This window comes from Streptosporangium sp. OZ121, assembly GCF_051918885.1.
Lineage (GTDB): Bacteria > Actinomycetota > Actinomycetes > Streptosporangiales > Streptosporangiaceae > Streptosporangium.
In genome coordinates, this window is record NZ_JBPXMC010000002.1 from 34014 (window position 1) to 57456 (window position 23443).

Sequence of the window (23443 nt, forward strand, 5' to 3'; positions counted from 1 at the left end):
ATTGCCGTCATGCGTCACATAATGGTGCCGTACGAGCCCGCCCGGCGTCGATCCGTCTCGGGGAATCATCACCGCTCAGAGGCATCCGGCATCGAGACGGCCCTTCGCATCGTCGTCTCCCCCGCCGCCCGGCGGCCGCCCCGGGAGCGGCGGGTCAGGGTACGGCGTCGCGAGCCCGGGCGGTGAGGTCGAGATACTCCTCGCGGCCCAGCGTCCGTACCTCGAAGCCGAGTCCGCGTCGCGCGGCGAAGCGGTGCGCGTCCTCCGGCGGCCACGGGCCGGGCAGGTGGCGGACGGGCCTGCCCTCGCCGTCCATCACGAAGAGCCCGGACAGCTTCTCGTGGCGGTAGACCATCAGGTCGGCCGCGCAGCCCAGGTCAGGCCCGATCTCCAGGTCGTCGGGGACCATCCGCGCGCCGAGCCCGACGCGCAGCGTCCTCCCGCGCGGGACGCGTACCGTCCTCCCGCGCGGGACGGAGAGGTACGGCCCCCCTGGTGGCCCGAGCGCGGCGCCGCGCCGGATGCGCGAGGCGTGCCACGCCTCGCGCACGGGCTTCAGGACGACGAGCAGGGGGGCGAAGAAGACCGCCAGCCACTTGGCGTCCAGCAGGTCCAGCAGCATCCCGCCCAGCGCGGACAGCCCCCGCCACGCCAACCAGCCGCCCGTCGTGACGACATAGGCCATCGCGAACAGCCCCACCGCCCCGGCGCAGACCGCGACGGTCTTCTTGGCCCTGGACATCCGGGGGACCTCCAGCCCGGTGAGGCGCGTCCAGCCGGGGGCCCGCCTGCTCAGCGCGGTGCGGACCACGCTCGACGGCGCCACCAGGGCATCGTGCACGGGAAGTCTCCGGCCGGCCGCGAAGGCGGCCACCTCATGGGCCGGCCACTCGCCGGGAAGGTCGGCGAGCACCAGCCCATCGGCGTCGAGCACGGCCAGCCCGGTGAGGGAGCGCGTCTCCTCCTTGCCGGAGACGAGCACCCGGCGCTCGTACCGGTAGTGGTACAGGGAGGCGGACGCGAGCCGCAGCGAACGCCCCGCCACCGGATCCGCCGCGACCAGCGTCCGGCCGTCCCAGCTGAGCGTGGTCGCCGGGCAGGGCGTGCCCTCCAGCGCACCCTCGCACGGCCGGAGCTCACCGGACACCTCGTCGTACGGCCGGAGCCGGAGCGCCACCTCGTAGGGAGAGTGGTCGCCGCGCACCGGCAGCCCCACGTCCGCCGTGTTGCGCCACCCGCGCGCCCGGGTCTCGATGTCGGCGTAGCCCTCCCGCTCCGAGGCATGGGGCCGATACTCGAAGCGCAACCCGGCGTGCACGGCGAACGCCTCCACCAGATGACGGGGCCTGGCTCCCGGGGAGTCGAGCATGCCCCTTCCCGCGGCGTCCAGGACCGCGACCCCGTAGACGACCCCGTTCTCGCGGGGAAGGCGGTACATGACCAGGCGGGCCGCGCGTTCCTCACCGGTGAGCGGCAACCGGATCGGATGGCGCCCCGGCACGTCGACGACGAGACAGTCCTCGTCCACACGCATCTCACACCCGCCCCCGGCGAGCGATCGTGTCACCCCTATCGCTACCCCTGCCTTTCCCCCTGGCGATGCCTCTCGCTTTCCTGGAACGACGCATAAAGCGCCCATAAAGTTCCAACGCCGAGATAACATCGTCTCTGATGTTGACGATGTTTCCATGTCCGCCCTAACATCGTCTCTGCCAGAGACGATGTTAGATGGGTCCGTGGACACGGGACCCCGCCTCGGGCGTGGTAGTAATGGGACCCACGGAGGAGGCCGGACAGACAAGTTGGTGCGCCATGACCGAGCATTTCCTCGGCGTTCTCGGCGTCGGCGAGGCGCTGGGGGTGAGCCGGCACGCGGTGCACAAGTGGCGCTCCCGCCATCCGCGCGATTCGCGTCACCCCTTTCCCGAACCCGACGTCGAGGTCGACGGAGCCCCCGGCTGGCGGGCCGATCGGCTGGAGGAGATCGCGCGGTGGCGCGACGGCCTGCCGGGCCGCGGCGCGGGCGGAGGCCGTCCTTCCGCCGCGCGTCAGGAGTACCTGAGAGCGGCGGCGGCGCGTGGCCTGGACCGGGACGAGGCGACGCGCGCACTCGTCACGTTCACCGAAGAGTTCCCCGAGATGACCGAGCCGGAGATCTGCGCCTGGCTCATCGAGAAATGGCGCGGCTAGCACCTCCGGCGACACACACCGAACGGAAGGCGATGACGCATGCCCGAAATCGAGGGAACCACCGCACCGGGGTTCGAAGGGGTGCGCGAGGCGTTCGCGGCCAACCTGGCCGGCGGGCAGGAGGTGGGCGCCGCGGTCGGCGTCTACCTGCACGGCCGGAAGGTCGTCGACCTGTGGGGCGGGATCGCCGATCCCGCGACCGGTCGCCGCTGGGAGCGCGACACCCTGCAGGTCGTGTTCTCCACCACCAAGGGCGTCACCGCCGCCTGCGCGCACCTGCTGGCCCAGCGGGGCGAGCTGGACCTCGACGCGCCCGTCGCCACGTACTGGCCGGAGTTCGCGGCGAACGGGAAGGAGCACATCCCGGTCCGCTGGCTGCTCACCCACCAGGCCGGGCTGCCCGTGATCGACCACCCGATCACCCCGGCGGAGGCGATCGCCTGGGAGCCGATGGTGACCGCCCTGGCCGCCCAGCGTCCCGCCTGGGAGCCGGGCACCGAGCACGGCTACCACGCGCACACCTACGGCTGGCTGGTCGGAGAGGTCGTCCGCCGGGTGACCGGCCGCAGCCTCGGCACCTTCCTCGCCGAGGAGATCGCCGCGCCGCTCGGCCTGGACCTGTGGATCGGGCTGCCGGAAGCCGAACTGCACCGGGTCAGCCGGATCGTCGCCGCCCCCGTCGACCTGGACGCGTTCGCCCGGATCGACCTGGACGCCCTGCCCGAGCCCGCGCGCGAGGTGATGCGGGCCTACGCCGATCCCACCTCGCTGACCAGGCGGGCGACGAGCGTCATCACGCCGATGCCGAACCACGACGACCCCGCCGAGCAGGTCGCCGAGATGCCCTCCACCAACGGCATCTGCACGGCCCGCGCGCTGGCCCGCTTCTACGCCGCGCTCATCGGCGAGGTCGACGGGCATCGCGTCCTCACACCCGCCACCCTGGCCGCGGCGACCGCGGAACAGACCAGCGGCGTCGACCGCGTCCTGCGGGTGCCGGTCCGGATCGGCACCGGTTTCGGCCTGCCGACCTCCGACGCCTTCTGGTACAGCCCGACCGCCTTCGGGTTTCCCGGCTACGGCGGATCGCTCGGCTTCGCCGATCCCGCGACCGGCCTCGCCTTCGGATACGTCATGAACCACATCCAGGAAGGCGTGCCCGACCGCAGAGCCGCCGACCTCCTTGAGGCGGTCCACGACGCGATCGGGGCCGTGGCCGGGGCCCGATAGGACCCCGGCCACGACGACCCCGGCGTGCGGGCGACGGGGAGGTACGGGGCCGGTCGTCCTCCCGGCGTGCTCGAAGATCCTGTCCTGGGCCGCCGGGGGAGCGGGACACTCCCCCGGACGTGACCGGCCGTCACGTCCGCGCCGGCCGGGACACGGCCTACTCCTCGATGGCTCCGCCGACGCGCCGGAGATGCCGCCGGAAGGTGTACGACGGATCGGCGTCGCGCCGGGCCAGGTAGTCGTCGAAGGCCGTCTGCCGGCGCAGCGTCTCGCCCTCCCGGATCCTGCGGGCCTGCTCGCGCTCGGTCCGCCCGATCCGGCGCGCCGTCGCCAGCACCTCCTCGACGTGCTCGGCCGCGACGAACAACACGCCGTCGTCGTCGCCGAAGACGACGTCGGCGGCGCTCACCAGGTGCGGCCCGAATCGCGCGGTGGCCAGCGCCTCGGGTTCCCGTTCGTCCAGCCGCACCGGACCGGGCGGGTAGCGGCCGTAGCTGAACACCGGAAGGCCGATCTCCACCAGCTCCGGCGTGTCGCGGTGCAGCCCCCACACCACCAGGCCCGCCACCCCCGCCGCCTCGGCCTCCAGCACCGCCAGATCGCCGACACACGCCTCGTCCGAGCGCCCGCCGTTGTCGACGACCAGCACGTCGCCGCGCCCGGCCCGGCCGAACGCCTCCAGGAACACGTCCACGCTGCCGTAGTGCCGCGCCGGCAGCGCGCGTCCCGCGATCCGGCGTCCGGGGACGACCGGGTCGATGCCGGGCGGCGCGGCGCGCAGCGGCAGGCCGCCGCGGACGCAGGCATCGGCCACCAGCGGCGTGGACAGGTCGGCGAAAGCCTCCAGCATGGCGTTCTCCCCTGCTCGGGCCTCCTCGGCGCCGGCGGCGCGCGGACGCGGCGAGGGGGACGTCGACGGTGTCCCCGATCTTACCGAGCGGCACGACCGGCACCGGGATCCGCTGACGGCCGGGACGACCGGCCGTGCCGCTCGGGCCGGGACCGTGGTCCGGGCGGCACCGTCAGGGCACCGTCAGGGCACCGCCAGGGCACCGCCAGGGCACCGCCAGGGCACCGCCAGGGCACTGTCAGGGTGCCGTCAGCCGCCGACGGCGCAGTCCCTTCCGTTGAGGTTGAAGCTCGCGGGGGCGGGCGGGGGACCGCTGGACGAGGCGACGAACCCGACCTGCACCGTCGAGCCGGGGGCGATGACCCTGTTCCAGTGCTTGCTCGTGCCGACGATCCGTGAACCGGCCTGGCTCCAGTCCGCCGACCAGCCCGAGACGAGGCGCACGCCCGACGTCGGGTAGTGGACCGTCAGAGTCCAGTCCTCGAACGCGATCGTGCCGTTGTTGCGCACGGTGATGTTCGCGGTCAGCCCCGAACCCCACGTCGTCGCGTGGTACGACACCGTGCACGACGGCGGCAGCGGGCTCGGGGAGGGGAGCCCCTCCCTGGCCAGGACGGACAGCGGGTCGGACGGCGCGCTGAGGTTGCCGGCCGCGTCCCTGGCGACCACGACGTAGGTGTAACGCTGCCCGATGACCACGCCGGGTTCCCCGGAGCTCTGGTACGAGGTGGAGGTGGTCGTGCCGACCTTGGCGTAACCCGTCGCGGTCTCGCGGTAGACGTCGTACCCCGTCACCGCCACGTTGTCGCTCGACGGCTGCCAGCAGAACGCGACGCCCCGGTAGTCCCACAGGCAGGGTTCGCTCAGGCCGGTCGGCTTGGACGGGGGCACCCGGTCGCCGGGCAGCGGGGTCGGTGAGGAGGTCGGGGTCATGCCGACCGTCGCGGACACCGTGATCAGGGTGGAGGGCGGGCTGACGTTCCCCGCCGCGTCCCTGGCCACGACGTACATCGTGTACGAGCGGTTCAGCTCGCCCGAGAAGCCGCCGATCGTGCCGGTCGTGGTGGTGGCGAGGACGAAACCGCCGGCCTCCAGGCGGTACAGGTCGTAGCCGACGACCCCCGTGTCGTCCGTCGAGGGGTCCCAGCAGATGGAGGCGTAGCCGGTCGGGGTGGAGGCGGCCGGCACCGGGCAGGGCCGCGTGTCGGCGGGACGCGTCGGCGGGGTGGTGTCGTCGGCCGCCCCCGCCGGAGCGAGCGCGTACGGGGCGCCCCTCGCCGGGGCGGCGGCCAGCGCCGGCTCTCCGGCCGGGCCGATTATCAGTGCGGCGGCGAGTAACGCCAGGGAGAGGAGTCCGAGGGTGAGAAGGACCGCCACGAAGGATCGCCTGCCGAGTTGCATGATGCCCCTATCGAACCGCGTCGGCGTGTGACCCCCCGCAGGAATTGTGAATCATCTTCGGCACCCCGTAAAGCCGCCATGTCACCGGTCGACGAAAGCGCAGGTGAGCGCGGGTGGATGCGTCATTATGGCCACATATGGGCTCTCGGTGTATCGCGGCGGGAACCAGCCGTTGTCGTCCCCGGTGTTTCGCGCCTTCAAATCTTCCCGGTTGACATGTCCGGCCTTTTGCCTGCCAATTCTCATCGCGGAGGACATCCAGAAATGATCTTGTAAAACAGGCCGAGGCCTTTACGATGTAGATTTGTTAACTGGGGTGCGGTCACGAGGACGGCCGGGTCCCCGGAAGGGGCACGCCGGTCACCGCCCGAGGGTGCTCTCCCTGACCATGAGCCGGTAGCCCGCGCCCACCTCCTTCGGGGGGCGGTCGGCGGGGCCGTCGATCCGCTGCTTGAGCAGGTCGACCGCGGTCCGGGCCAGCTGGGCCTTGTCGGGGGCGACCGTGGTCAGGGTCGGGGTGCTGAAACGGCCGTCCTCGATGTCGTCGAGGCCGGCCAGCGCGACGTCCTCGGGCACTCGCAGGCCGGCGGAGAGAACGGTCCGCATGGCGCCCAGCGCCAGCAGGTCGTTGAAGCAGAAGACCGCGTCGGGCGGTTCGGCGCGCTCCAGCAGCGCGGCCATCGCCGCCGCCCCCTGGTCCCTGCGGTAGCGCTCGACCGTGGCGACCGTCTCGGGCAGCCCGTGGGCGGCCATGGCCTCGCGGTAGCCGGCGAGGCGGAGCGGGGCGGTGCCGCTGGCGGCGTTGTCCTCGGCGCCCAGCGCGGCGACGCGGGTGCGGCCGAGCCCGATCAGGTGCTCGGTGACGTCTCGCGCCGCCCGTACGTTGTCGATGGCCACGTGGTCGGCGGGGCCGTCGTGGATCCGCTCGCCCAGCAGCACGAGCGCGGTGGCGTCGGTGCGCGCCGCGAGCTCGTCGGCGCCGATGGCGATGGGGCTGAGGATCACCCCGTCCACCCGGTGGTCGCGGACCCCGTCCAGGATGCGCCGCTCCCGCTCCAGGCGGCCGTCGGTCTGCTCGATGACCACCAGCCACCTCAGCTCGGCCGCGGCGTCGATGACGAACCTGGACAGTTCGGCGAAGTAGGGGGCGTCGAGCTCGGGCAGCGCCAGGGCGATCACGCCGGTGCGTCCCTGACGCAGGCTCCTGGCCGACAGGTTGGGCCGGTACTCCAGCTGGGAGAGCGCCTCCTCGACCTTGGCCCGTGTCACGGGCGACACGTGGGCGTACCCGTTGACGACGTTGGAGACGGTCTTCACCGACACCCCCGCCAGGCGCGCGATGTCGCGCAGGCTCGCTCCCACCCGCTCCCCCATTCCCGTCGCGGTCTCCGCCGTCCGGCCCGGCCGACGCTCCACGAACCGTACGAGATCCGATTCCGACGATCGTAACGCCCCGGTATCGACTTCCGCAGCGACTGTTTACAACGTTGAAACAACGTTGTAGAAACCCCCTACCACGAAATGTCGCGTTAACAGAGAGGTCGTGTCTTGGCGACCACCGCCCGTCTCACCCTGGACCCCGCCTTCCGGATCGGCCCGGTGGAGCCCCGGCTCTTCGGTTCCTTCGTCGAGCACATGGGCCGCTGCGTCTACACCGGCGTCTTCGAGCCCGGCCACCCGCTGGCCGACGCCGACGGCCTGCGCACCGACGTGCTGGAGCTGACCCGCGAGCTCGGGGTGACGCTGGTCCGCTACCCCGGAGGCAACTTCGTCTCCAACTACCGCTGGGAGGACGGCGTCGGCCCGGCCGAGGAGCGGCCGGCACGGCTGGACCTCGCCTGGCGGAGCCTGGAGGGCAACCGCTTCGGGCTCAACGAGTTCATGGCCTGGGCCGCCAAGGCCGGGGTCGAGCCGATGATGGCGCTCAACCTCGGCACCAGGGGGGTGGCCGAGGCGCTGGAGCTGGTCGAGTACACCAACTACCCCGGCGGCACACGCCTGTCGGACCTGCGCCGCTCGCACGGTGTCGACAAGCCGCACGACGTGCGGCTGTGGTGCCTGGGCAACGAGCTGGACGGCCCGTGGCAGATGGGTCACAAGACCGCCGCCGAGTACGGCCGGCTCGCCGCCGAGACCGCGCGGGCCCTCAAGCGCTTCGACGACGGCCTGTCGCTGGTGGCCTGCGGCAGCTCCAACAGCGGCATGCCGACGTTCGGCGCCTGGGAGGCCGAGGTGCTGGAGGCGACGTACGAGATGGTCGACTACATCTCGCTGCACGCCTACTACGACCCCTCCGACGGCGACGCCGACTCCTTCCTCGCCAGCGGCGCCGACATGGAGCACATGATCCGCTCGATCACGGCCACCGCCGACCACGTGGGCGCGAAGCTGCGCAGCGACAAGCGGATCAGGCTCTCCTTCGACGAGTGGAACGTCTGGTACCAGAGCCGCTTCTCCGGCGAGTCGTCGCTGGACTGGGAGGAGCGCCCGCGGCTGATCGAGGACACCTACGACGTGACCGACGCGGTGGTGGTCGGCAGCCTGCTCATCACGCTGCTGCGCAACACCGACCGGGTCGGCGTCGCCTGCCAGGCGCAGCTGGCCAACGTGATCGCCCCGATCAGGACCGAGCCGGGCGGCCCGGCGTGGCGGCAGAGCATCTTCCACCCGTTCGCGCTGACCGCGCGGCACGCCCGCGGCCAGGTGCTGCGGGTGGAGCCGGAGTGCGAGGTGATCCCCACCGCCAAATACGGGGAGGCCCCCGCGATCTGGGCGACCGCCACGCACGACGAGGCGACCGGCGAGCTGGTGCTGTTCGTGGTCAACCGCGACCGGAACGCCCCCTGCGCGCTGGAGCTCACGCTGCCCGAGGGGCTGCGGCCCGTGGAGCACCTGGAGCTCACCGACGACGACCTGTCGGCGGTCAACTCCGCCGACGCGCCCGACCGTGTCGTCCCCCGGCCGGGCGAGGGCCCGCGCCTGGAGGGCCGTCGCGCCTTCCTGAACCTCTCACCCGTCTCGTGGAACATCGTCCGCTTCGCCGCCCTTTCCCCCCAGGAGTAGGAACATGACCAGTCCTCTGTCCCGTCGCTCGTTCATGGGCCTGACCGGCGCCGCCGGTCTGACCGCCGCGCTGGCCGCCTGCGGCGGCGGTACCAAGCTCGGATCCGGTGCCTCCTCCCCGGCACCGGCCGCGCCGACCTTCGCCGGCGGGGAGTACTCAGGACCCAAGGTGACCCTGGACTACTGGAACGGTTTCACCGGCGGCGACGGCCCGCACATGCGGACCATGCTGGAGGCGTTCAACAAGGAGTACGCCGGCCGCATCGAGGTCCGCAACGTCACCCGGCGCTGGGAGGACCTCTACCCGGCCATGCCGACGGCCATCACCGCGGGCAAGGGCCCGGACGTGGCGGTCATCCACAACGACTGGATCGGCACCTTCGCCACCCGCAAGACGCTGATCCCGCTGGACGACGTGGTCGGCGCGCTGGAGCTCAGCGAGTCCGACTTCATCCCCGCGGTGTGGAACGCCGGGATCTACGAGGGCAAGCGCTACAGCGTCCCGCTGGACGTGCACAGCCTGGCCGACTACTGGAACACCTCCCACCTGGAGAAGATCGACCTCGACGACGCCCCCGCCGACAGGGCCGGGTACGAGGACGCCCTGGGCAGGCTGAAGGAGGCCGGCATCGAGAACCCGTTCTGGATGCCCAGCAAGTGGCCGGCCCACCTGATGTTCATGAGCCTGCTCTGGCAGTTCGGCGGCGAGCTCTACAGCGAGGACGGCGCGAACGCGCTCTGGGGCTCCGAGGCGGGCGCCAAGGCCCTGGGCTGGATGGTCGAGCAGATCGACAAGGGCTTCAGCCCGGCCAAGGTCGCCCAGGACAGCCAGTACGCCGCCTTCAAGAACGACAAGGTCAGCTTCACCTGGGACGGCATCTGGCAGATCAACGACCTGAAGACCAACGCCAGGTCGCTGAAGTGGGGCATGTCCCCGATCCCGAACATCGGCGGCACGGCCGCGGCCTGGGCCTCCTCGCACAACTTCGTGATGACCTCCCAGGCGGGCAAGGACCCGAACAAGGTCCAGGCGGCCAAGTTCTTCATCGACCACATCAGCCGCCAGTCCACCGAGTGGGCCAAGGCCGGGATGATCCCGGCGCGCAACTCCGCCCGCCAGGACCCCGCGATCGCCGACCTGCCGCAGATCAGGCTGGCCTCCGACGTGAACATCTTCCGCTTCCTGCCGCCGCTGCCCGGCGTCGGGGACGTGCAGTCCAAGGCGCTGGAGCTCGCGGTGGCCAAGGCCGTGCTGAAGCAGGCGTCCCCTGCCGACGCGCTGAAGGAGGGCGTGGCGTCCGCCGACAAGCTGCTCGCCGCCAACAAGCGGAAGTACGAGAAGTGAGCCTGCTCGCCGAGCGGAAGGGCCGGTCCCCCGCCGCCGGGGACCGGCCCCCCGCCGCCGGGACCACGCCAAGGATGCGGCCCTGGACGCCGTACGCCTTCCTCGCCCCCTACCTCGCGCTGTTCACCGTCTTCATGCTGCTGCCGATCGGCTTCGGGTTCTGGACCAGCCTGCACGAGTGGGACATCAACCTCCCCGACAAGCCGTTCGTCGGGCTGGAGAACTACGCCGAGCTGTTCGACCCGGCCAGTGTGGACGGCTCGCGGTTCTGGACGGCCATGCGGGCCACCGGCATCTTCACCGTCGCGTCGGTGCCGCTGCTCATCGTGCTGCCCCTGCTGGTCGCGCTGCTGATGAACGGCCGCTTCGCGGGACGCAACGTCTACCGCGCCGTCTACTTCGCGCCGTACGTGCTGGGCGTGGCGGTCGTCGGGTTCGTCTGGCAGTTCCTGCTGGACGGCAACATCGGCCTGGTCAACCACTACCTCGGCCTGGACGTGCAGTGGACCACCGACGTGCCGCCCGCCTGGGTCGCCCTCGTGGGCGTGACGGTCTGGTGGACGCTCGGCCTGAACTCGGTCATCTTCCTCGCCGGGCTCCAGGACATCCCGCGCGAGCTGCACGAGGCCGCGATGGTCGACGGCGCCTCCGCCTGGCACCGGTTCCGCTCGGTGACCCTGCCGGGGCTGCGGCCGGTCACGGTGTTCGTGGTCAACGCCACGATCCTGGCCTCGGCCAACATGTTCGGCCAGTCCTACATCATCACCCGCGGGGCGCCCGCCGACCAGACGAAGACCGCGATCTACCTCATCGCCGAGACCGGCCTGCGCCAGTTCGACATGGGCACCGCGTCCGCGATGAGCTTCATCCTCGCCGCGTTCCTGATGGTGGCCAGCGCCCTGGTATTCGGCGCCTTCAGAGACAGGAGCACGCGATGACCCTCGACACCCGGCGGCTGCGGCGCGCCCTGCTGCACCTGGTCCTGGCGGTGATCGCGGCGCTGTACCTGAGCCCGCTGGTCTACATGTTCGTCACCTCGTTCAAGACCCGCGAGGCGGCCGGCTCCACCGAGCCGCAGTGGATCCCCGACCCGATCTCGCTGGACGCCTACCGGCAGCTGCTCGGCAGCGCCGACAGCCCGATCATGACGTGGTTCCTCAACAGCCTCGCCGCCGCCACCGGCCACGCGGCCCTGGTCCTGGTGACCGCCGCGCCGGCCGCGTACGCGCTGGCCCGGCTCCGCTTCCGCGGCCGGAGCACGATCTTCGCGACGGTCGTGGCGACGCTGTTCGTGCCGCCGGTGGTGCTGCTGATCCCCAACTTCCTGATCATCAACGAGCTCGCCTGGGTGGACAGCCTGCCCGCGGTGATCGTCCCGGCGGCGGCGGGGGCGTTCGGCGTGTTCTTCCTGCGGCAGTTCTTCATCACCCTGCCCGGGGAGCTGGAGGAGGCCGCCGAGCTCGACGGCTGCAACCGGTGGCAGATCTTCACCACCATCGCGCTCCCGCTGGCCCGCCCGGCGCTGGTCACGCTGTTCCTGCTGTCGTTCCTGACCAACTGGAACGACTTCCTGTGGCCGATCTTCGTGCTGCTCAGCCCCGAGTCCCTGACCCTCCCGGCGGGCCTGGGCAACTTCCAGAGCGCCAACAGCATCCGCTACGACCTGCTGATGGCCGGGGCGGTGATCGCCAGCATCCCGGTGATCCTGATCTACCTCGTCGCCCAGCGCTGGGTCATCGAGGGCATCTCCCGTTCGGGCCTGAAGGGTTGAGCGGACCCGCCGCCGGTGGGCTCTCGCCACCGTCCGCCGCCCGCTCGTAGCGTGAGCCCTCCACGACCGGCGCCGCGCCGCCGGCGCGTGCCGCCACCCGGACCCGGCGGCGGTCGCCGTCGCGCTCACCGCCCAACCCCGCGGGGGTGGCTGAGACCGTGCGGGGCGTGCTCGCGGCCGGATCCAGCGTATGGTCCTTTCCGGAAAGACGGCGGCAGGAAGGTGGGGACCCATGGCGTGGGCCGGCTACGAGCTGGAGTTCGAGGACACCTTCGAGGCTGACCGCCTCGACGAGGATCGCTGGGTTCCCCGATATCTGCCCCAGTGGAGCGACAGCGCGGCCTCCGCCGCCCGGTACGAGCTGGACGGCGGGCGTCTGCACCTGCTGATCGAGGAGGATCAGCCGCCCTGGTCACCCGAGCTCGAGGGGTCGCTCCGCGTGTCGTCGCTGCAGACCGGCGTCTTCGCCGGTCCGGTGGGAAGCACGATCGGACAGCACGGGCGCGGTTCCAGGGCCGTCGTGCGTGAGGCCCAGCGCAACGTCCGGCTCTACACCCCGAGGTACGGGCTGATCGAGATGCGGGCCAAGGCGATCGACGACCCGGGATGCATGGTCGCGCTGTGGATGATCGGCTACGAGGACGAGCCGGAGCGCTCCGCCGAGATATGCGTATGCGAGATCTTCGGCCGGGACGTCGGACCGGACAGTGTGAAGGTAGGGATGGGGCTTCACCCGTTCGGGGACCCGGAGATCACCGACGACTTCACGATGGAGACCCTGCCCATCGACGCAAGGGAGTTTCACGTCTACGCCGCCGAGTGGACGTCCGAGCACGTCGCCTTTTTCGTCGACGGGTGCCATGTCCGGACGGTTCACCAGTCGCCGGGCTATCCGATGCAGCTGATGCTGAACATCTACGAGTTCCCCGAGCCGGACGGGCCGCCGAGGCCCGGACACGCCTATCCCAAGCGGTTCACGGTCGACTACGTCAGGGGCTACCGTCCCGTCGCCTCCGGCTGAGCCGGTCGGCGTCGCCACCACCTCAACCGTCGCCACCGCGGCTTCTCCTTCCACTGGACAGTCGGGCGTGTCGTACAGGGGCCGGCCGGAGACGCCCCTGATTGTCCACGGGAGCCGGGGGCCGGGGAGGAGCAGGGGCAAAAATCCGCACACCGGTAGTGATGCGGTTTTGACGACTGCATCCCGCAGCACTGCCTGCTGGACAGCTGATCGTCAAGGTGATGTGTGGCGGCAACCGGCCTGCGGACGGAGGGGCGCCGACGGAACCACGCGCTGAGACAGCTCCCACGACTCGTCAGGAACCAATCGATGACGGTAGGGCGGTGCGGCGCTGCGGGCGGCGGGTGCGCTAGTCGTCGTCCTGCTCGACGGCGTTCCACAGGAAGGCGCTGCTGCCGGTGATCTGGCTGCTGCGGGAGTCGAACGTCGCCGAGCCGTTCACCGCGTCGTCGTCCTCGGCCGCCGTCACGGTGAGAGGCTGAGGGACGTCCCAGTTGTCCGGGGTGAAGGTCAGCGGCGGTCCGGCGGACAGGTCCGTGTCACCGTAGACCCGCGCGGTGCCCACGATGACGTTGCCCGGGGGCTGCTGGCTGAGCCGTACCTGGACGCTCGCCGTGCCGCCTTCGGGCACCGTGAGGTCGGAGGGGGAGATGAGGATCCGCGGCCCGGCGGCGGTCGCCGTCTCGCTCGCCGGTCTACTTGTAGCGGAAGTAGACGAAGAGGCGGCCGTGGTTCTTGGCGTCCTTGTCGATGCGGTGGTAGAGGGCCTTGATCTCCTTCTGCTCCAGGAAGCGCAGGACCTTCTTCTTCAGCTGGCCCGAGCCCTTACCGGGGATGATCTCAACCTCGGTGGCCTTCTTCCTGATGGCCTCGTCGATGATGCCCCGCAGCGCCTTGTCGATCTCTCCGCCCTTGTTGTAGAGGGGGTGTAGATCAAGCTTGAGCTTCAACCGAGCCTCCCGCGTGTCAGGTGAGGCCAGTTTACGCGGGGCGGGCCGCCCCGCCCTCTCGTCCGCCTCACCTTCGCTGCGGGCACGCTCCCGCCGTGATCACGCCGGTCCGTGATCTCACATCGCGCCGGTACGGAGAAAGCCCGACGCCACCGACCTCGGGGAGACCGGAATATCGGCCCAGTCTGCAATCAAATTTGACCAATTCCCATGATTATTGTGTCAATTTAATGATCTAGGCAAACAAATGCCCTCTAGTTAGGCTCCCTGTCATGATCGGCCGCCTTTACCGGGTGGCCGATCGCGCGTCACCCACCGGGGAGGGTCACGGCCTCCCCGGCATGCCCTGCCCCGGGCGCGCGGGTGGCCTCCCTCCCTGTGGCGTGGCGGTTCACGCGTGCCTACAGGGAGGTCTCGTTGGCCAGAAAGCCCTACTCACCGAGGATCAGACGCGTGGCGGTGCTCGCCGCCGGCGTCGGACTCGTCGCGGCGATGGCGCCGCCGGCGAGCGCGGATCCCACCCCCACCCCCACGCCGTCCGCCAAATGGACGGCGACTCCCCTGACCGGGGGTGAGCCGGTCCAGGGCGCGAAGTCCCCCACCGGCAAACTCGCCCGGAGTGACGAGGGGCTGCTGAAGTCGACCTCGGGCGCCACGGTCAACGTGATGGTCAAGCTCGACTACGACTCTTTCGCCGCCTATCAGGGCGGTCTCGAAGGACTTCCCGCGACGAGCCCGGCGAAGACCGGAAAGGCTCTTGACATCAAGAGCGGCGACGCGCGGAAATACCAGAAGCACATCGAGGACGTCGAGAACACCTTCCTCGCCGAGCTGGCCAGGAACGTGCCAGGAGCCAAGGCGGGCCAGAGGCTGCGGACCGTCTACGGCGGCATCGCGCTGCGCGTCCCCGCGAACAAGGCGGCCGCGCTGCTGAAGCTGCCCGGTGTCGCCGCCGTCCAGGAGGACAAGCCCGAGCAGCTGCTGACCGACTCCAGCCCCGCGTTCATCGGAGCGCCCGCGATCTACAGCAAGCTGGGCGGCAGTTCCTCGTCGGGCAAGGGCGTCATCGTCGGCATCCTGGACTCCGGCGCCTGGCCCGAGCACCCCCAGTTCGCCGACCCCGGCACGCTGCCCGCCGTACCGGCGACCAAGGACGGCACGCCGCGCGTCTGTAACTTCGGCGACAACCCGCTCACCCCGGCGGCCGACCCGTTCGTCTGCAACCGGAAGGTCATCGGCGGCGCCCCGTTCCTGGAGACCTACAACGCGAACATCGGCGGCGAGACCTTCCCGGACAGCGCCCGCGACTCCAACGGCCATGGCACCCACACCGCGACGACCTCGGCGGGCGGCCCGGTGGCCGACGCGAACCCGCTCGGCATCAGCCGGGGACCGATCCACGGCATCGCCCCGGCGGCGCACGTGTCGGTCTACAAGGTCTGCGGCGTGGAGGGTTGCTACCCCTCCGACTCGGCCCAGGCGGTCGGCCGGGCCATCCTCGACGGCGTCCGCGTGATCAACTTCTCGATCTCCGGCGGCACCTCCCCCTACAGCGACCCGGTGGAGCTCGCCTTCCTCGACGCGTACTCGGCGGGCGTGCTCGTCTCGGCCTCGGCGGGCAACGCCGGTCCCGGCGCGGCGACCGTCAACCACGTCAGCCCGTGGGTGACCACGGTGGCGGCCTCCACGCAGACCAGGACCTTCCAGTCGACGGTCACGCTGTCCGGTTCCGGCGGCGCGACGGCCACGGTGAAGGGCGCCTCCATCACCCCGGGCATCGCCTCCCCGCTGCCGGTGGTGCGGGCCTCGGCCCCGCCGTACTCCAACCCGCTCTGCACCTCGCCCGCGCCCCCGGGCCTGTTCACCGGAAAGATCGTCGTCTGTGAGCGCGGTCCCGACCGGGTCCTGAAGGGCTTCAACGTCCGGCAGGGCGGCGCGGCCGGGATGATCCTGTACAACGCCACCCCGCTCGACGTGATGACGGACAACCACTGGATCCCCTCCGTCCACGTCGACAAGCCGGAGGGGGACGCCCTGCTGGCGTTCCTGTCGGCCAACCCCGGCGCGACGGCCTCGTTCACCCAGGGCACCAAGACCACCTGGCAGGGCGACGCGATCACCACGTTCTCCTCGCGCGGCCCCGGCGGCGACTTCCTCAAGCCGGACGTCACCGCCCCCGGCCTGCACATCCTGGCCGGTCAGACCCCGCTGCTCGAGGGTCCGGCCGGCGGCCCGCAGGGCAACCTGTACCAGGCCATCTCGGGCACCTCGATGTCGTCGCCGCACGTCGCGGGCTCCGCGGCCCTGCTGTTCGCCCTGCACCCGGACTGGACGCCGGGCCAGGTGAAGTCCGCGCTGGAGACGACGGCCAAGACCTCGGTCACCAAGCAGGACCGCGTCACCCCGGCCGACCCGTTCGACACCGGCGGCGGGCGCGTGGACCTGACCAAGGCCGGCGACCCCGGCCTGACCCTGGACGAGACCGGCGAGAACTTCACGGCCTCGGCCGACGACCCGCTCAACCGCATCGACCTGAACCTGCCGTCGGTGAACGCCCCGATCATGCCGGGACTCATCACCGCCAAGCGGACGTTCACCAACGTCACGAACAAGACGCTCACCTTCACCGCCACGGGCACGACCGTGAGCGGCGCGAACATCACGGTGCTGCCGCCGCTGTTCAGCGTGAAGGCGGGCAAGAGCGTCAAGCTCAGCGTGGTCATCACCGCGCCGGACCTGCCGGAGGGCCAGTACTTCGGCCAGGTGAACCTCAAGCAGGTCGGCGGCTCGCGCAACCTGCACCTGCCGGTCGCGTTCGTCCGCAAGGAGGGCGCCATCCCGGTGGACCAGACCTGCGCACCGGCCACCATCCCGCGCGACACCGGCGAGTCCACCTGCACGGTCACCGTGCAGAACGACACCCTGGAGAACGCCGAGGTCACGGCGGTCAGCACACTCGACGGCAGGCTGCGCCTGAACTCGGTGACCGGCGCCACCAAGGTCGGTTCCCAGATCGCGACGACGAAGACCACCCTCGCGGCCAGGCAACCGGACAGGCCGGGCATCGCCCCGGGCACCGGTCCGGCCCCGTACCTGCCGCTCGACGCCTTCGGCATCGCGCCGACGCCGATCGGCGACGAGCAGGCGATCAACTTCACCGTGCCCCCGTTCCAGTACGCGGGCAACACCTACACCAGGCTCGGCATCGTCTCCAACGGCTACGCGGTCGCCGGGGGGACCTCCGGTTCGGCCGACATCTCGTTGGAGCCGCAGACCCTGCCCGACCCCGCGCGCCCGAACAACGTGCTCGCCCCCTACTGGACCGACCTGGACGGCACCGGCGCGCCGGGCGTCTACGCCGGCACGCTGACCGACGGCGTGAGCGACTGGCTCGTCATCGAGTGGCGGGTCAACCTCTACGGCACGAGTGACCTCAAGGTCTTCCAGCAGTGGATCGGCCTGAACGGGACCGAGGACATCACCTACACCTACGACTCGGCCAACCTGCCCGGCGATCCTCCGGCGGGCTACGGCCTCACCGTGGGCGCCGAGAACGCGGACGGCACCGCGGGCGGCCAGATCAGCGGCCCGCCGGCCGAGGACCTCCGGGTGTCCAGCACGCCCGGCGCCCCGGGAGGCAGCCTGAGCTACACGATGAAGATCAAGGGCGTCAGTCCCGGGATCGGGACGGTGACGACGGGCACGTCGACACCGCAGGTCAAGGGCCTGACGATCGAGGTGGACAGGATCACCGTGCAGTAGCGGGAAACGTGACGGGCCCGGCGCGGCGCGCCGGGCCCGTCCTGGCTCGTGAGCCCGGGCCCGTCCGGGCTCACGAGCTCGGGCTCAGCGGTGGAGATAGTCGACCAGGTGTGCCTTCTCGGTCTCCAGCGCCTCGATGGAACTCTTGACCACGTCGCCGATGCTCACGATCCCGGCCAGCCGGCCGGCGCTCACGACCGGCACGTGCCGGATGCGGTGCGTGGTCATGGTCTGGCGGAGGTCGTCGACGTCGGCGTCCGGCGGGCAGGTGCGGACCTCGGTCGTCATGATCGACGACACCGGCTCGTCCAGCACGCGGGCGCCGCGGTCGTGCAGCCGCCGCACGACGTCGCGCTCGGAGACGATGCCCGCGATGGCCGAGCCGTCCTCGGACACCACCACGGCACCGATGTTCTTCTCGGCCAGAACGGCCAGCAGCGCGGCGACCGTCGCGTCCGGGCGGACGGTCGCCACCTCCGCTCCCTTGCCTTGCAGAATCGTACCGATCAGCATTGACACCACCTCGGTTCAGCCTGGCGCGGGTATCCCATTCCTTTGCCCCTTTCCGCCACACGCTAAGCGCTGAAATGGGCAAAGTGTGTGACTGTCAGGTAACGGGCAGCAGCCGTACCGCGTCAAGGGCCAGCGTGAGTTCCACGATGTCGAGCGGGCGCGCGAGCGACCGGCCGGTGAGCTGCTCGATGCGGCGGATGCGGTTGAAGACCGTGTTGCGGTGGCAGTACAGCTGCCCCGCGGCGCGCATGGCCGAGCCCTCGCACCGCAGCCACGCCTCCAGGGTGCCCAGGAGCACCTCCCGGTCGGCCTGGTCGAGGGCGAGGATGGGCCGCAGCACAGCGCCGCTGAGGTGACCGGCGAGCTCGGGCTGGCTGACCACCAGCGCGGCGGGCAGCCTGTCCTCCAGCCTGGCGATCTCCGGGCCCTCGCCCACGCAGGTCCGCAGGGCCAGCTCGGCGAGCCGCCTGGCGCGGCCCAGTTCCGCCAGCCCCTCGACGACCGGGCTGATCCCCGCGCACCCGGTGACGTGCGGGCGGAGCTCCTCGGCCAGGTCGTCCATGTTCGCGTCGTGCAGCAGCACGACCGACACCTCGTAGTCGGGGCGCATCCGCCACAGCAGGCGCATCACGCCCAGGGCGGTCGGCCTGGGGGCGTCGTCCCCGTGGTCGTGGCGGCCGGGCAGCCGGGTGATGACGACGGCGTACCGGCCCAGTTCCGGCAGGTCGAGCCCGGCGGCGGCGCTGCGGACGAGGGCGGCGTCGACCCGGTCCTCCAGGAGCGCGTCGAGCAGGGCCTGGACCCTCTCGGCTGTACGGCCGAACATCTCGGCCTCCCGTCTTCGGTAGGCCTCGGCGGCGGCGATCGCCTGCCTGTCGATGGCGTGCCACACCTTCGTGGCGCTGCGGAGCAGGACCGGCAGGCTGTCTGACTCCTCTTCGGCGACCACGTCGATGAGGCCGTCCCACATCACCTGCGCGGAGAGCCGGTAGCTGCGCAGCAGGGAGTCCATGGGCAGTCCCTGCTCGGCCCTGCGCCGGGCGGTCTTCTCCGCCTGCGGCAGGTCACACCGTTCGGAGCGGGGCAGCAGGATGGCGCCGATGCCGTCCCGCATCGCCTCGTAGACGCTCTGCCAGTGGTCGTCGGTGGGGACCATCCGCCGGTACGCCTCGTCGGTGTCGCGGATCTTCGCGACGAGTTCGTCGGTGAGCTCGGGAAGCCTCAGCAGCAGCCTGCGGGCGGCCAGGCGCATGATCCTGCGTACTTCTTCGTCCGTAACCGGGCGGGTCCCCATCTGGGGATCGTGACAGCAAGGCGCCTAGCCGAACAAGGTTCTGTTCTGTTTCGTGATGCGGGGTTGTGCGCGCGCACAACCGGCACCCGTCCCGCATGGGCGCCCGCCCCGACTTCACCCTGCCCTCTGGACGCCGGTGAAGCGCCTCGGTTGGGTGCGTTCATCGGCTGTCAGGAGGCACACATGGACGTGCACGACCCTCGCCCGCCCGGAGATTCCGGGCTGGTCGTCAGGGATCTGGCGGTGAGTTACGGCCCGGTCCTGGCCCTGCGGGGTGTCTCGCTGGACGTCCCGCGCGGTTCGGTCGTCGCGGTGCTCGGCGGTAACGGCGCGGGGAAGTCGACCCTGCTGCGCGCCGTGTCGGGCACCCTCAGGTTCCACCGGGGCGGGATCACCGCGGGCGAGGTCGGGTTCGGCGGTACGCGGCTGTCCGGTGCCGCCACCTCGGCCGTGGTGGCGAGAGGCGTCGTCCAGGTGCCCGAGGGGCGCAGGGTCTTCGCGCGGATGACGGTGGAGGAGAACCTGCGGGCCGGCGCCCTCGGCGCGCCCGACCGGCGGTCGGCGGCCGAGGCGAGGGAGAGCGTGCTCGCGCTCTTCCCCGTGCTCGCCGAGCGCGCCGGGCAGCGCGCGGGCCTGCTGTCCGGCGGCGAGCAGCAGATGCTCGCCATCGGCCGCGCGCTGATGGCCAGGCCGAGGATGCTGCTGCTGGACGAGCCCACCCTCGGTCTCGCTCCGATGATGGCCGCCAGGATCGCCGACACCGTTCGCGAGATCAACGCCGGGGGCACCACGGTGCTCCTGGTGGAGCAGAACGCCGCGATGGCCCTGTCCCTGGCCTCGTACGCCTACGTGCTGGAGGTCGGCGAGGTGGTGCTGTCGGGACCGGCCGCCGAGCTCGCCGCGAGCGACGAGGTGCGCCGCCGCTACCTGGGCATCGAGGACCCGGTTCCGGTCGTCCCGGGATCCGCGGGGAAGGCGGCGCCCGCCCGCCCCGCACTGGCGAGGTGGTCCGCGTGAGTGACACATACCAACCGGACGGTACGGATACTTCCATTCCCCGGCTCGACGTGCGTGACGTGACCGTGCGCTTCGCCGGGCTCACCGCGCTGGACGCGGTCGGCTTCAGCGTCGAGCCCGGCAGCGTCCACGCGGTGATCGGGCCCAACGGGGCGGGCAAGTCGACCTGCTTCAACGTCCTGTCGGGCGTCTACCGGGCCACCTCGGGCAGCGTGCGGTTCGGCGACGCGGAGCTGACCTCCCTGGCCCCGCACCGCATCGCCGCCCTGGGCGTGGCGCGCACCTTCCAGAACATCGCCCTGTCGCCGCGCCTGTCGGTGCGGGACAACCTGATGCTCGGCCGCCACCGGCTGACCCGCGCCGGGTTCGTCTCGGCCGGGTTGCGGTTGCCGTCGGCCCGGCGTGAGGCGGCCGCGCACGGCGAGCGGGTGACCGAGATCGCCGCGTTCGTCGGGCTCACCGAACGGCTGGCCACGCCCGTCGGGCTGCTGCCGTACGGCGTGCAGAAGCGCGTGGAGCTGGCGCGGGCCCTGTGCATGGAGCCCCGGCTGCTGCTGCTGGACGAACCGGTCGCCGGCATGAACGGCGGCGAGCGCCGCGACATGGCCGAGCTGATCGTCGCGGTGCGGGAGAGCCTCGGCATCTCGATCCTGCTGGTCGAGCACGACATGGGGATCGTCATGCGGCTCGCCGACGCGGTGACGGTCCTGGACTTCGGCAGGCGCATCGCGGACGGGTCCCCCGGCGAGGTGCAGAACGATCCCGAGGTGGTCCGCGCCTACCTGGGCGCGGCGGCGGAGAGCACACCGGCCAAGGACACCCTGGTCGAGGACGTGCCGGCCGAGAACGCCCAGGACGGGAACGACGAGAACGACGGGAACGCGAAAAGCACCGGGAAAGCCGGGAGCGCGGCGGCCCGGGGCACCGCGGGCGAGAGCACCGCGGGCGAGAGCACCGCGGGCGAGAGCACCGCGGGCGGGAACGCGGCCGGCAAGAACGAGGAGGTCGCTTCGTGATCACTTTTCTCGAACTCCTGGTGAACGGGATCTCCGTCGGAGCCGTGTACGCGCTGATCGCCCTGGGCTTCGTCATCATCTTCAAGGCGACCGAGGTGGTGAACTTCGCGCACGCCTCGCTGCTGCTGGTCGGCGGCTTCATCGTGGCCAAGACGCACCCGTCGGTCGGCTTCTGGACCGCCCTGCTGCTGGGCGTCGCCGGGGCGGCCGTGGTGGGCGCCCTGATCGAGTTCCTGATCATCCGCAGGGCGAACGTCGCCTCGCACAGCGTGCTGGCGATCGTGACGATCGGCGTCGACATCGTGCTGACGACCGAGCTGACCAGGCAGATCGGCACCGACGTGCTCGCCCTGGGCGATCCGTGGCACGACCGGGTGCTGCATCTGGGAGCCGTCAGCGTCGCCCAGACCCGGGTGGTCGCGTTCGCCGTCGCGGCGGCCCTGATCGCCGCGTTCCTGCTGGCGTTCAAGTACACGAGCTGGGGCATCGCCATGCGCGCCACCGCGGAGGACGCGGAGACCGCCGCGCTGATGGGCGTGCGGCGCGGGCGGGTCTCCATGGGGGCCTGGGCGGTCGCCGGGGCGCTCGCCGCCGTCGCCGCGCTCTTCCTGTGCGTCTTCCCCACCCCGGGGCTGGACCGCAGCACCACGTTCGCGGCGATGAAGGCGTTCCCCGCGGCGATCCTCGGCGGCCTCGACTCCACCACGGGTGCGCTGGCCGGAGGGCTGATCATCGGCGTCACCGAGGCCATGATGAGCGGCTACCAGAACGACCTGGCCTTCCTCGGCCGGGGCATCGGCGACGTCGCCCCGTTCCTCGTGATGATCGTTGTCCTGCTCATCCGCCCCGCGGGGCTGTTCGGGACGAGGGAGCTGGCACGTGTCTAAGAAGGTCATCCTCTCCTGCGTCGCGCTGGTCGCGGCGGCGATCGCCGTACCGTTCTACCTGGAGGGCTTCTGGCTGCAGGCCGGGCTCTTCGCGATGTCGGCGGCGATCGGGGCGATCGGCATCAACCTGCTGACCGGCGCCACCGGCCAGCTGTCCATGGGCCACGCGTTCTTCCTGGCGGTCGGCGCGTACGCCTACGTCTACTTCGGCTCCGAGCCGGAGGGCGGCGCGCACGCCCTCGGCGGCCTGGGCCTGCCCACGCCCGTCGCGGCACTGCTCGCGGTGCTCACGGCGGGTGTCGCGGGCGGGGTGTTCAGCCCCATCGCGGGTCGCCTGAAAGGCGCCTACCTCGGTATCGCCACCCTCGCGCTGATCTTCGTCGGCCAGCACGTGCTGTTCAACGCCGAACCCGTGACGGGCGGGTACAACGGGCGGACGGTGCCGCCGATGGAGCTGTTCGGGTTCGCGTTCGCCGACACCCCCGAGCTGGTGGTGGCGCAGGTGCCGTTCGGGTCGCTGGAGCGGCTCTGGTTCCTGGGGCTGGTCCTGCTGACCGGCGCGGCGCTGTTCGCCCGCGGGGTGCTGCGCGGCCGTCCCGGCCGGGCCATGAACACCATCCGCGACCACGAGATAGCGGCCGGGGTGATGGGCGTGCCGGTGGCCCGCTACCGCGCCGGGGTGTTCGTGCTGTCGTCGATGTACGGCGGCCTGGCCGGGGTCCTGATCGCGCTGGTCTTCCAGCGCACCGTACCCGACTACTTCGGTCTGCTGCTCTCCCTCGACTACCTCGCGATGATCATCATTGGCGGGCTCGGCTCCGTCGCCGGCGCGGTGATCGGCGCGATCTTCATCTCGATGCTCCCCCAGTTGCTCAGCCGCTACAGCGACGCCCTGCCGCTGGTGGCCGAGCCGGGCTCGGGCGGGGTGTCGCCCGCCGAGGCGGCCCGCATCCTGTACGGCGCCGCCGTGGTCGTCGTCGTCCTCTTCCTGCCCGGCGGGCTGCTCGGCCTCGCCGGGCGCCTGCGCCTGGCCGTCGACCGGCGGCTCACCCCCGCCTCCGCCCGCCAGGCCCCCGCGACAACAAAGGCTCCGCTGTCTCCCTCCCCCTCCCCCGACACAAGGAACTGATGAC

General features: G+C 71.3%; 20 protein-coding genes. 12 read left to right on the plus strand and 8 right to left on the minus strand.

The window, feature by feature from the left end; translation table 11 throughout:
- Positions 1-154: 154 nt before the first annotated feature.
- Positions 155-1528 (minus strand): hypothetical protein, encoded by a 1374-nt coding sequence (locus ACTOQ1_RS05185; protein WP_440064850.1) that lies wholly within the window; start codon positions 1526-1528, stop codon positions 155-157.
- A gap of 284 nt (positions 1529-1812) precedes the next feature.
- Here ACTOQ1_RS05185 and ACTOQ1_RS05190 point away from each other — a divergent pair, with 284 nt between their 5' ends.
- Entirely contained in the window at positions 1813-2190 is a 378-nt protein-coding gene (locus ACTOQ1_RS05190; protein WP_440064852.1) for a hypothetical protein, read from the plus strand.
- 39 nt (positions 2191-2229) lie between these two features.
- Positions 2230-3420 carry a serine hydrolase domain-containing protein gene (locus ACTOQ1_RS05195; protein WP_440064854.1) on the plus strand — a complete coding sequence of 397 codons (1191 nt, stop codon included), beginning with the start codon at positions 2230-2232 and terminating at the stop codon, positions 3418-3420.
- A 157-nt stretch (positions 3421-3577) separates the two neighbouring features.
- On the opposite strand, the gene ACTOQ1_RS05200 is transcribed toward ACTOQ1_RS05195, so the two are convergent.
- The 3 genes from ACTOQ1_RS05200 to ACTOQ1_RS05210 form a co-directional block, all read right to left on the minus strand.
- A complete protein-coding gene (locus ACTOQ1_RS05200) occupies positions 3578-4270 on the minus strand; it encodes an RraA family protein (protein WP_440064856.1) in 693 nt (230 codons plus the stop codon).
- Between the two features lie 249 nt (positions 4271-4519).
- Positions 4520-5647, minus strand: a complete 1128-nt coding sequence (locus ACTOQ1_RS05205) for a cellulose binding domain-containing protein (protein ID WP_440064858.1) — start codon at positions 5645-5647, stop codon at positions 4520-4522.
- A gap of 384 nt (positions 5648-6031) precedes the next feature.
- Positions 6032-7087: a LacI family DNA-binding transcriptional regulator gene (locus ACTOQ1_RS05210; RefSeq protein WP_440064859.1), complete on the minus strand. Its 1056-nt coding sequence runs from the start codon at positions 7085-7087 to the stop codon at positions 6032-6034.
- A gap of 132 nt (positions 7088-7219) precedes the next feature.
- Here ACTOQ1_RS05210 and arfA point away from each other — a divergent pair, with 132 nt between their 5' ends.
- From arfA to ACTOQ1_RS05235, 5 genes are all read left to right on the plus strand, one after another.
- On the plus strand, positions 7220-8734 hold the full coding sequence (gene arfA / locus ACTOQ1_RS05215; protein WP_440064860.1) for an arabinosylfuranosidase ArfA: 1515 nt from the start codon (positions 7220-7222) through the stop codon (positions 8732-8734).
- 4 nt (positions 8735-8738) lie between these two features.
- A complete protein-coding gene (locus ACTOQ1_RS05220) occupies positions 8739-10079 on the plus strand; it encodes an extracellular solute-binding protein (protein ID WP_440064862.1) in 1341 nt (446 codons plus the stop codon).
- A gap of 74 nt (positions 10080-10153) precedes the next feature.
- Entirely contained in the window at positions 10154-11017 is an 864-nt protein-coding gene (locus ACTOQ1_RS05225) for a carbohydrate ABC transporter permease (RefSeq protein ID WP_440064863.1), read from the plus strand.
- A complete protein-coding gene (locus ACTOQ1_RS05230; protein WP_440064864.1) occupies positions 11014-11850 on the plus strand; it encodes a carbohydrate ABC transporter permease in 837 nt (278 codons plus the stop codon). Before ACTOQ1_RS05225 ends, ACTOQ1_RS05230 begins: the two co-directional genes overlap by 4 nt.
- Positions 11851-12082: 232 nt before the next feature.
- Positions 12083-12871, plus strand: a complete 789-nt coding sequence (locus ACTOQ1_RS05235) for a glycoside hydrolase family 16 protein (RefSeq protein WP_440064865.1) — start codon at positions 12083-12085, stop codon at positions 12869-12871.
- A gap of 349 nt (positions 12872-13220) precedes the next feature.
- Here ACTOQ1_RS05235 and ACTOQ1_RS05240 read toward each other — a convergent pair whose 3' ends face one another.
- Together ACTOQ1_RS05240 and ACTOQ1_RS05245 are read right to left on the minus strand one after the other, a co-directional pair.
- Complete coding sequence (locus ACTOQ1_RS05240; RefSeq protein ID WP_440064867.1) at positions 13221-13502, minus strand: hypothetical protein; 282 nt, start codon at positions 13500-13502, stop codon at positions 13221-13223.
- A 64-nt stretch (positions 13503-13566) separates the two neighbouring features.
- Positions 13567-13821 (minus strand): Smr/MutS family protein, encoded by a 255-nt coding sequence (locus ACTOQ1_RS05245; RefSeq protein ID WP_329093428.1) that lies wholly within the window; start codon positions 13819-13821, stop codon positions 13567-13569.
- A gap of 417 nt (positions 13822-14238) precedes the next feature.
- Between ACTOQ1_RS05245 and ACTOQ1_RS05250 the strand changes: the two genes are divergently transcribed.
- The gene (locus ACTOQ1_RS05250; protein WP_440064868.1) at positions 14239-17583 is read left to right on the plus strand and encodes a S8 family serine peptidase; all 3345 of its coding nucleotides are present in this window, start codon (positions 14239-14241) and stop codon (positions 17581-17583) included.
- A gap of 84 nt (positions 17584-17667) precedes the next feature.
- Here ACTOQ1_RS05250 and ACTOQ1_RS05255 read toward each other — a convergent pair whose 3' ends face one another.
- Both ACTOQ1_RS05255 and ACTOQ1_RS05260 read right to left on the minus strand, forming a co-directional pair.
- On the minus strand, positions 17668-18096 hold the full coding sequence (locus tag ACTOQ1_RS05255) for a CBS domain-containing protein (protein WP_440064869.1): 429 nt from the start codon (positions 18094-18096) through the stop codon (positions 17668-17670).
- Positions 18097-18190: 94 nt separating this feature from the next.
- Entirely contained in the window at positions 18191-19348 is a 1158-nt protein-coding gene (locus tag ACTOQ1_RS05260; protein ID WP_440064870.1) for a PucR family transcriptional regulator, read from the minus strand.
- 225 nt (positions 19349-19573) lie between these two features.
- On the opposite strand from ACTOQ1_RS05260, the gene ACTOQ1_RS05265 reads away from it, so the two are divergent.
- From ACTOQ1_RS05265 to ACTOQ1_RS05280, 4 genes are read left to right on the plus strand one after another with little or no spacing between them, the layout of a single operon-like run.
- Positions 19574-20407, plus strand: coding sequence for an ABC transporter ATP-binding protein (locus ACTOQ1_RS05265; RefSeq protein WP_440064871.1), 834 nt, complete (start codon positions 19574-19576; stop codon positions 20405-20407).
- Positions 20404-21423, plus strand: coding sequence for an ABC transporter ATP-binding protein (locus ACTOQ1_RS05270; protein ID WP_440064873.1), 1020 nt, complete (start codon positions 20404-20406; stop codon positions 21421-21423). The genes ACTOQ1_RS05265 and ACTOQ1_RS05270 overlap by 4 nt, the downstream gene beginning before the upstream one ends.
- Positions 21420-22310 (plus strand): branched-chain amino acid ABC transporter permease, encoded by an 891-nt coding sequence (locus ACTOQ1_RS05275; protein ID WP_440064874.1) that lies wholly within the window; start codon positions 21420-21422, stop codon positions 22308-22310. Before ACTOQ1_RS05270 ends, ACTOQ1_RS05275 begins: the two co-directional genes overlap by 4 nt.
- On the plus strand, positions 22303-23439 hold the full coding sequence (locus ACTOQ1_RS05280) for a branched-chain amino acid ABC transporter permease (RefSeq protein ID WP_440064875.1): 1137 nt from the start codon (positions 22303-22305) through the stop codon (positions 23437-23439). The genes ACTOQ1_RS05275 and ACTOQ1_RS05280 overlap by 8 nt, the downstream gene beginning before the upstream one ends.
- Positions 23440-23443 lie beyond the last annotated feature (4 nt).

Bases quoted from the DNA above. Each gene is read 5' to 3' on its own strand.
- ACTOQ1_RS05230 (WP_440064864.1), top strand. From the start codon at position 11,014: ATGACCCTCGACACCCGGCGGCTGCGGCGCGCCCTGCTGCACCTGGTC.
- ACTOQ1_RS05190 (WP_440064852.1), top strand. From the start codon at position 1,813: ATGACCGAGCATTTCCTCGGCGTTCTCGGCGTCGGCGAGGCGCTGGGG.
- ACTOQ1_RS05225 (WP_440064863.1), top strand. From the start codon at position 10,154: ATGCGGCCCTGGACGCCGTACGCCTTCCTCGCCCCCTACCTCGCGCTG.
- ACTOQ1_RS05200 (WP_440064856.1), bottom strand. From the start codon at position 4,270: ATGCTGGAGGCTTTCGCCGACCTGTCCACGCCGCTGGTGGCCGATGCC.
- ACTOQ1_RS05235 (WP_440064865.1), top strand. From the start codon at position 12,083: ATGGCGTGGGCCGGCTACGAGCTGGAGTTCGAGGACACCTTCGAGGCT.
- ACTOQ1_RS05265 (WP_440064871.1), top strand. From the start codon at position 19,574: ATGGACGTGCACGACCCTCGCCCGCCCGGAGATTCCGGGCTGGTCGTC.
- ACTOQ1_RS05195 (WP_440064854.1), top strand. From the start codon at position 2,230: ATGCCCGAAATCGAGGGAACCACCGCACCGGGGTTCGAAGGGGTGCGC.
- ACTOQ1_RS05260 (WP_440064870.1), bottom strand. From the start codon at position 19,348: ATGCGCCTGGCCGCCCGCAGGCTGCTGCTGAGGCTTCCCGAGCTCACC.
- ACTOQ1_RS05255 (WP_440064869.1), bottom strand. From the start codon at position 18,096: ATGCTGATCGGTACGATTCTGCAAGGCAAGGGAGCGGAGGTGGCGACC.
- ACTOQ1_RS05220 (WP_440064862.1), top strand. From the start codon at position 8,739: ATGACCAGTCCTCTGTCCCGTCGCTCGTTCATGGGCCTGACCGGCGCC.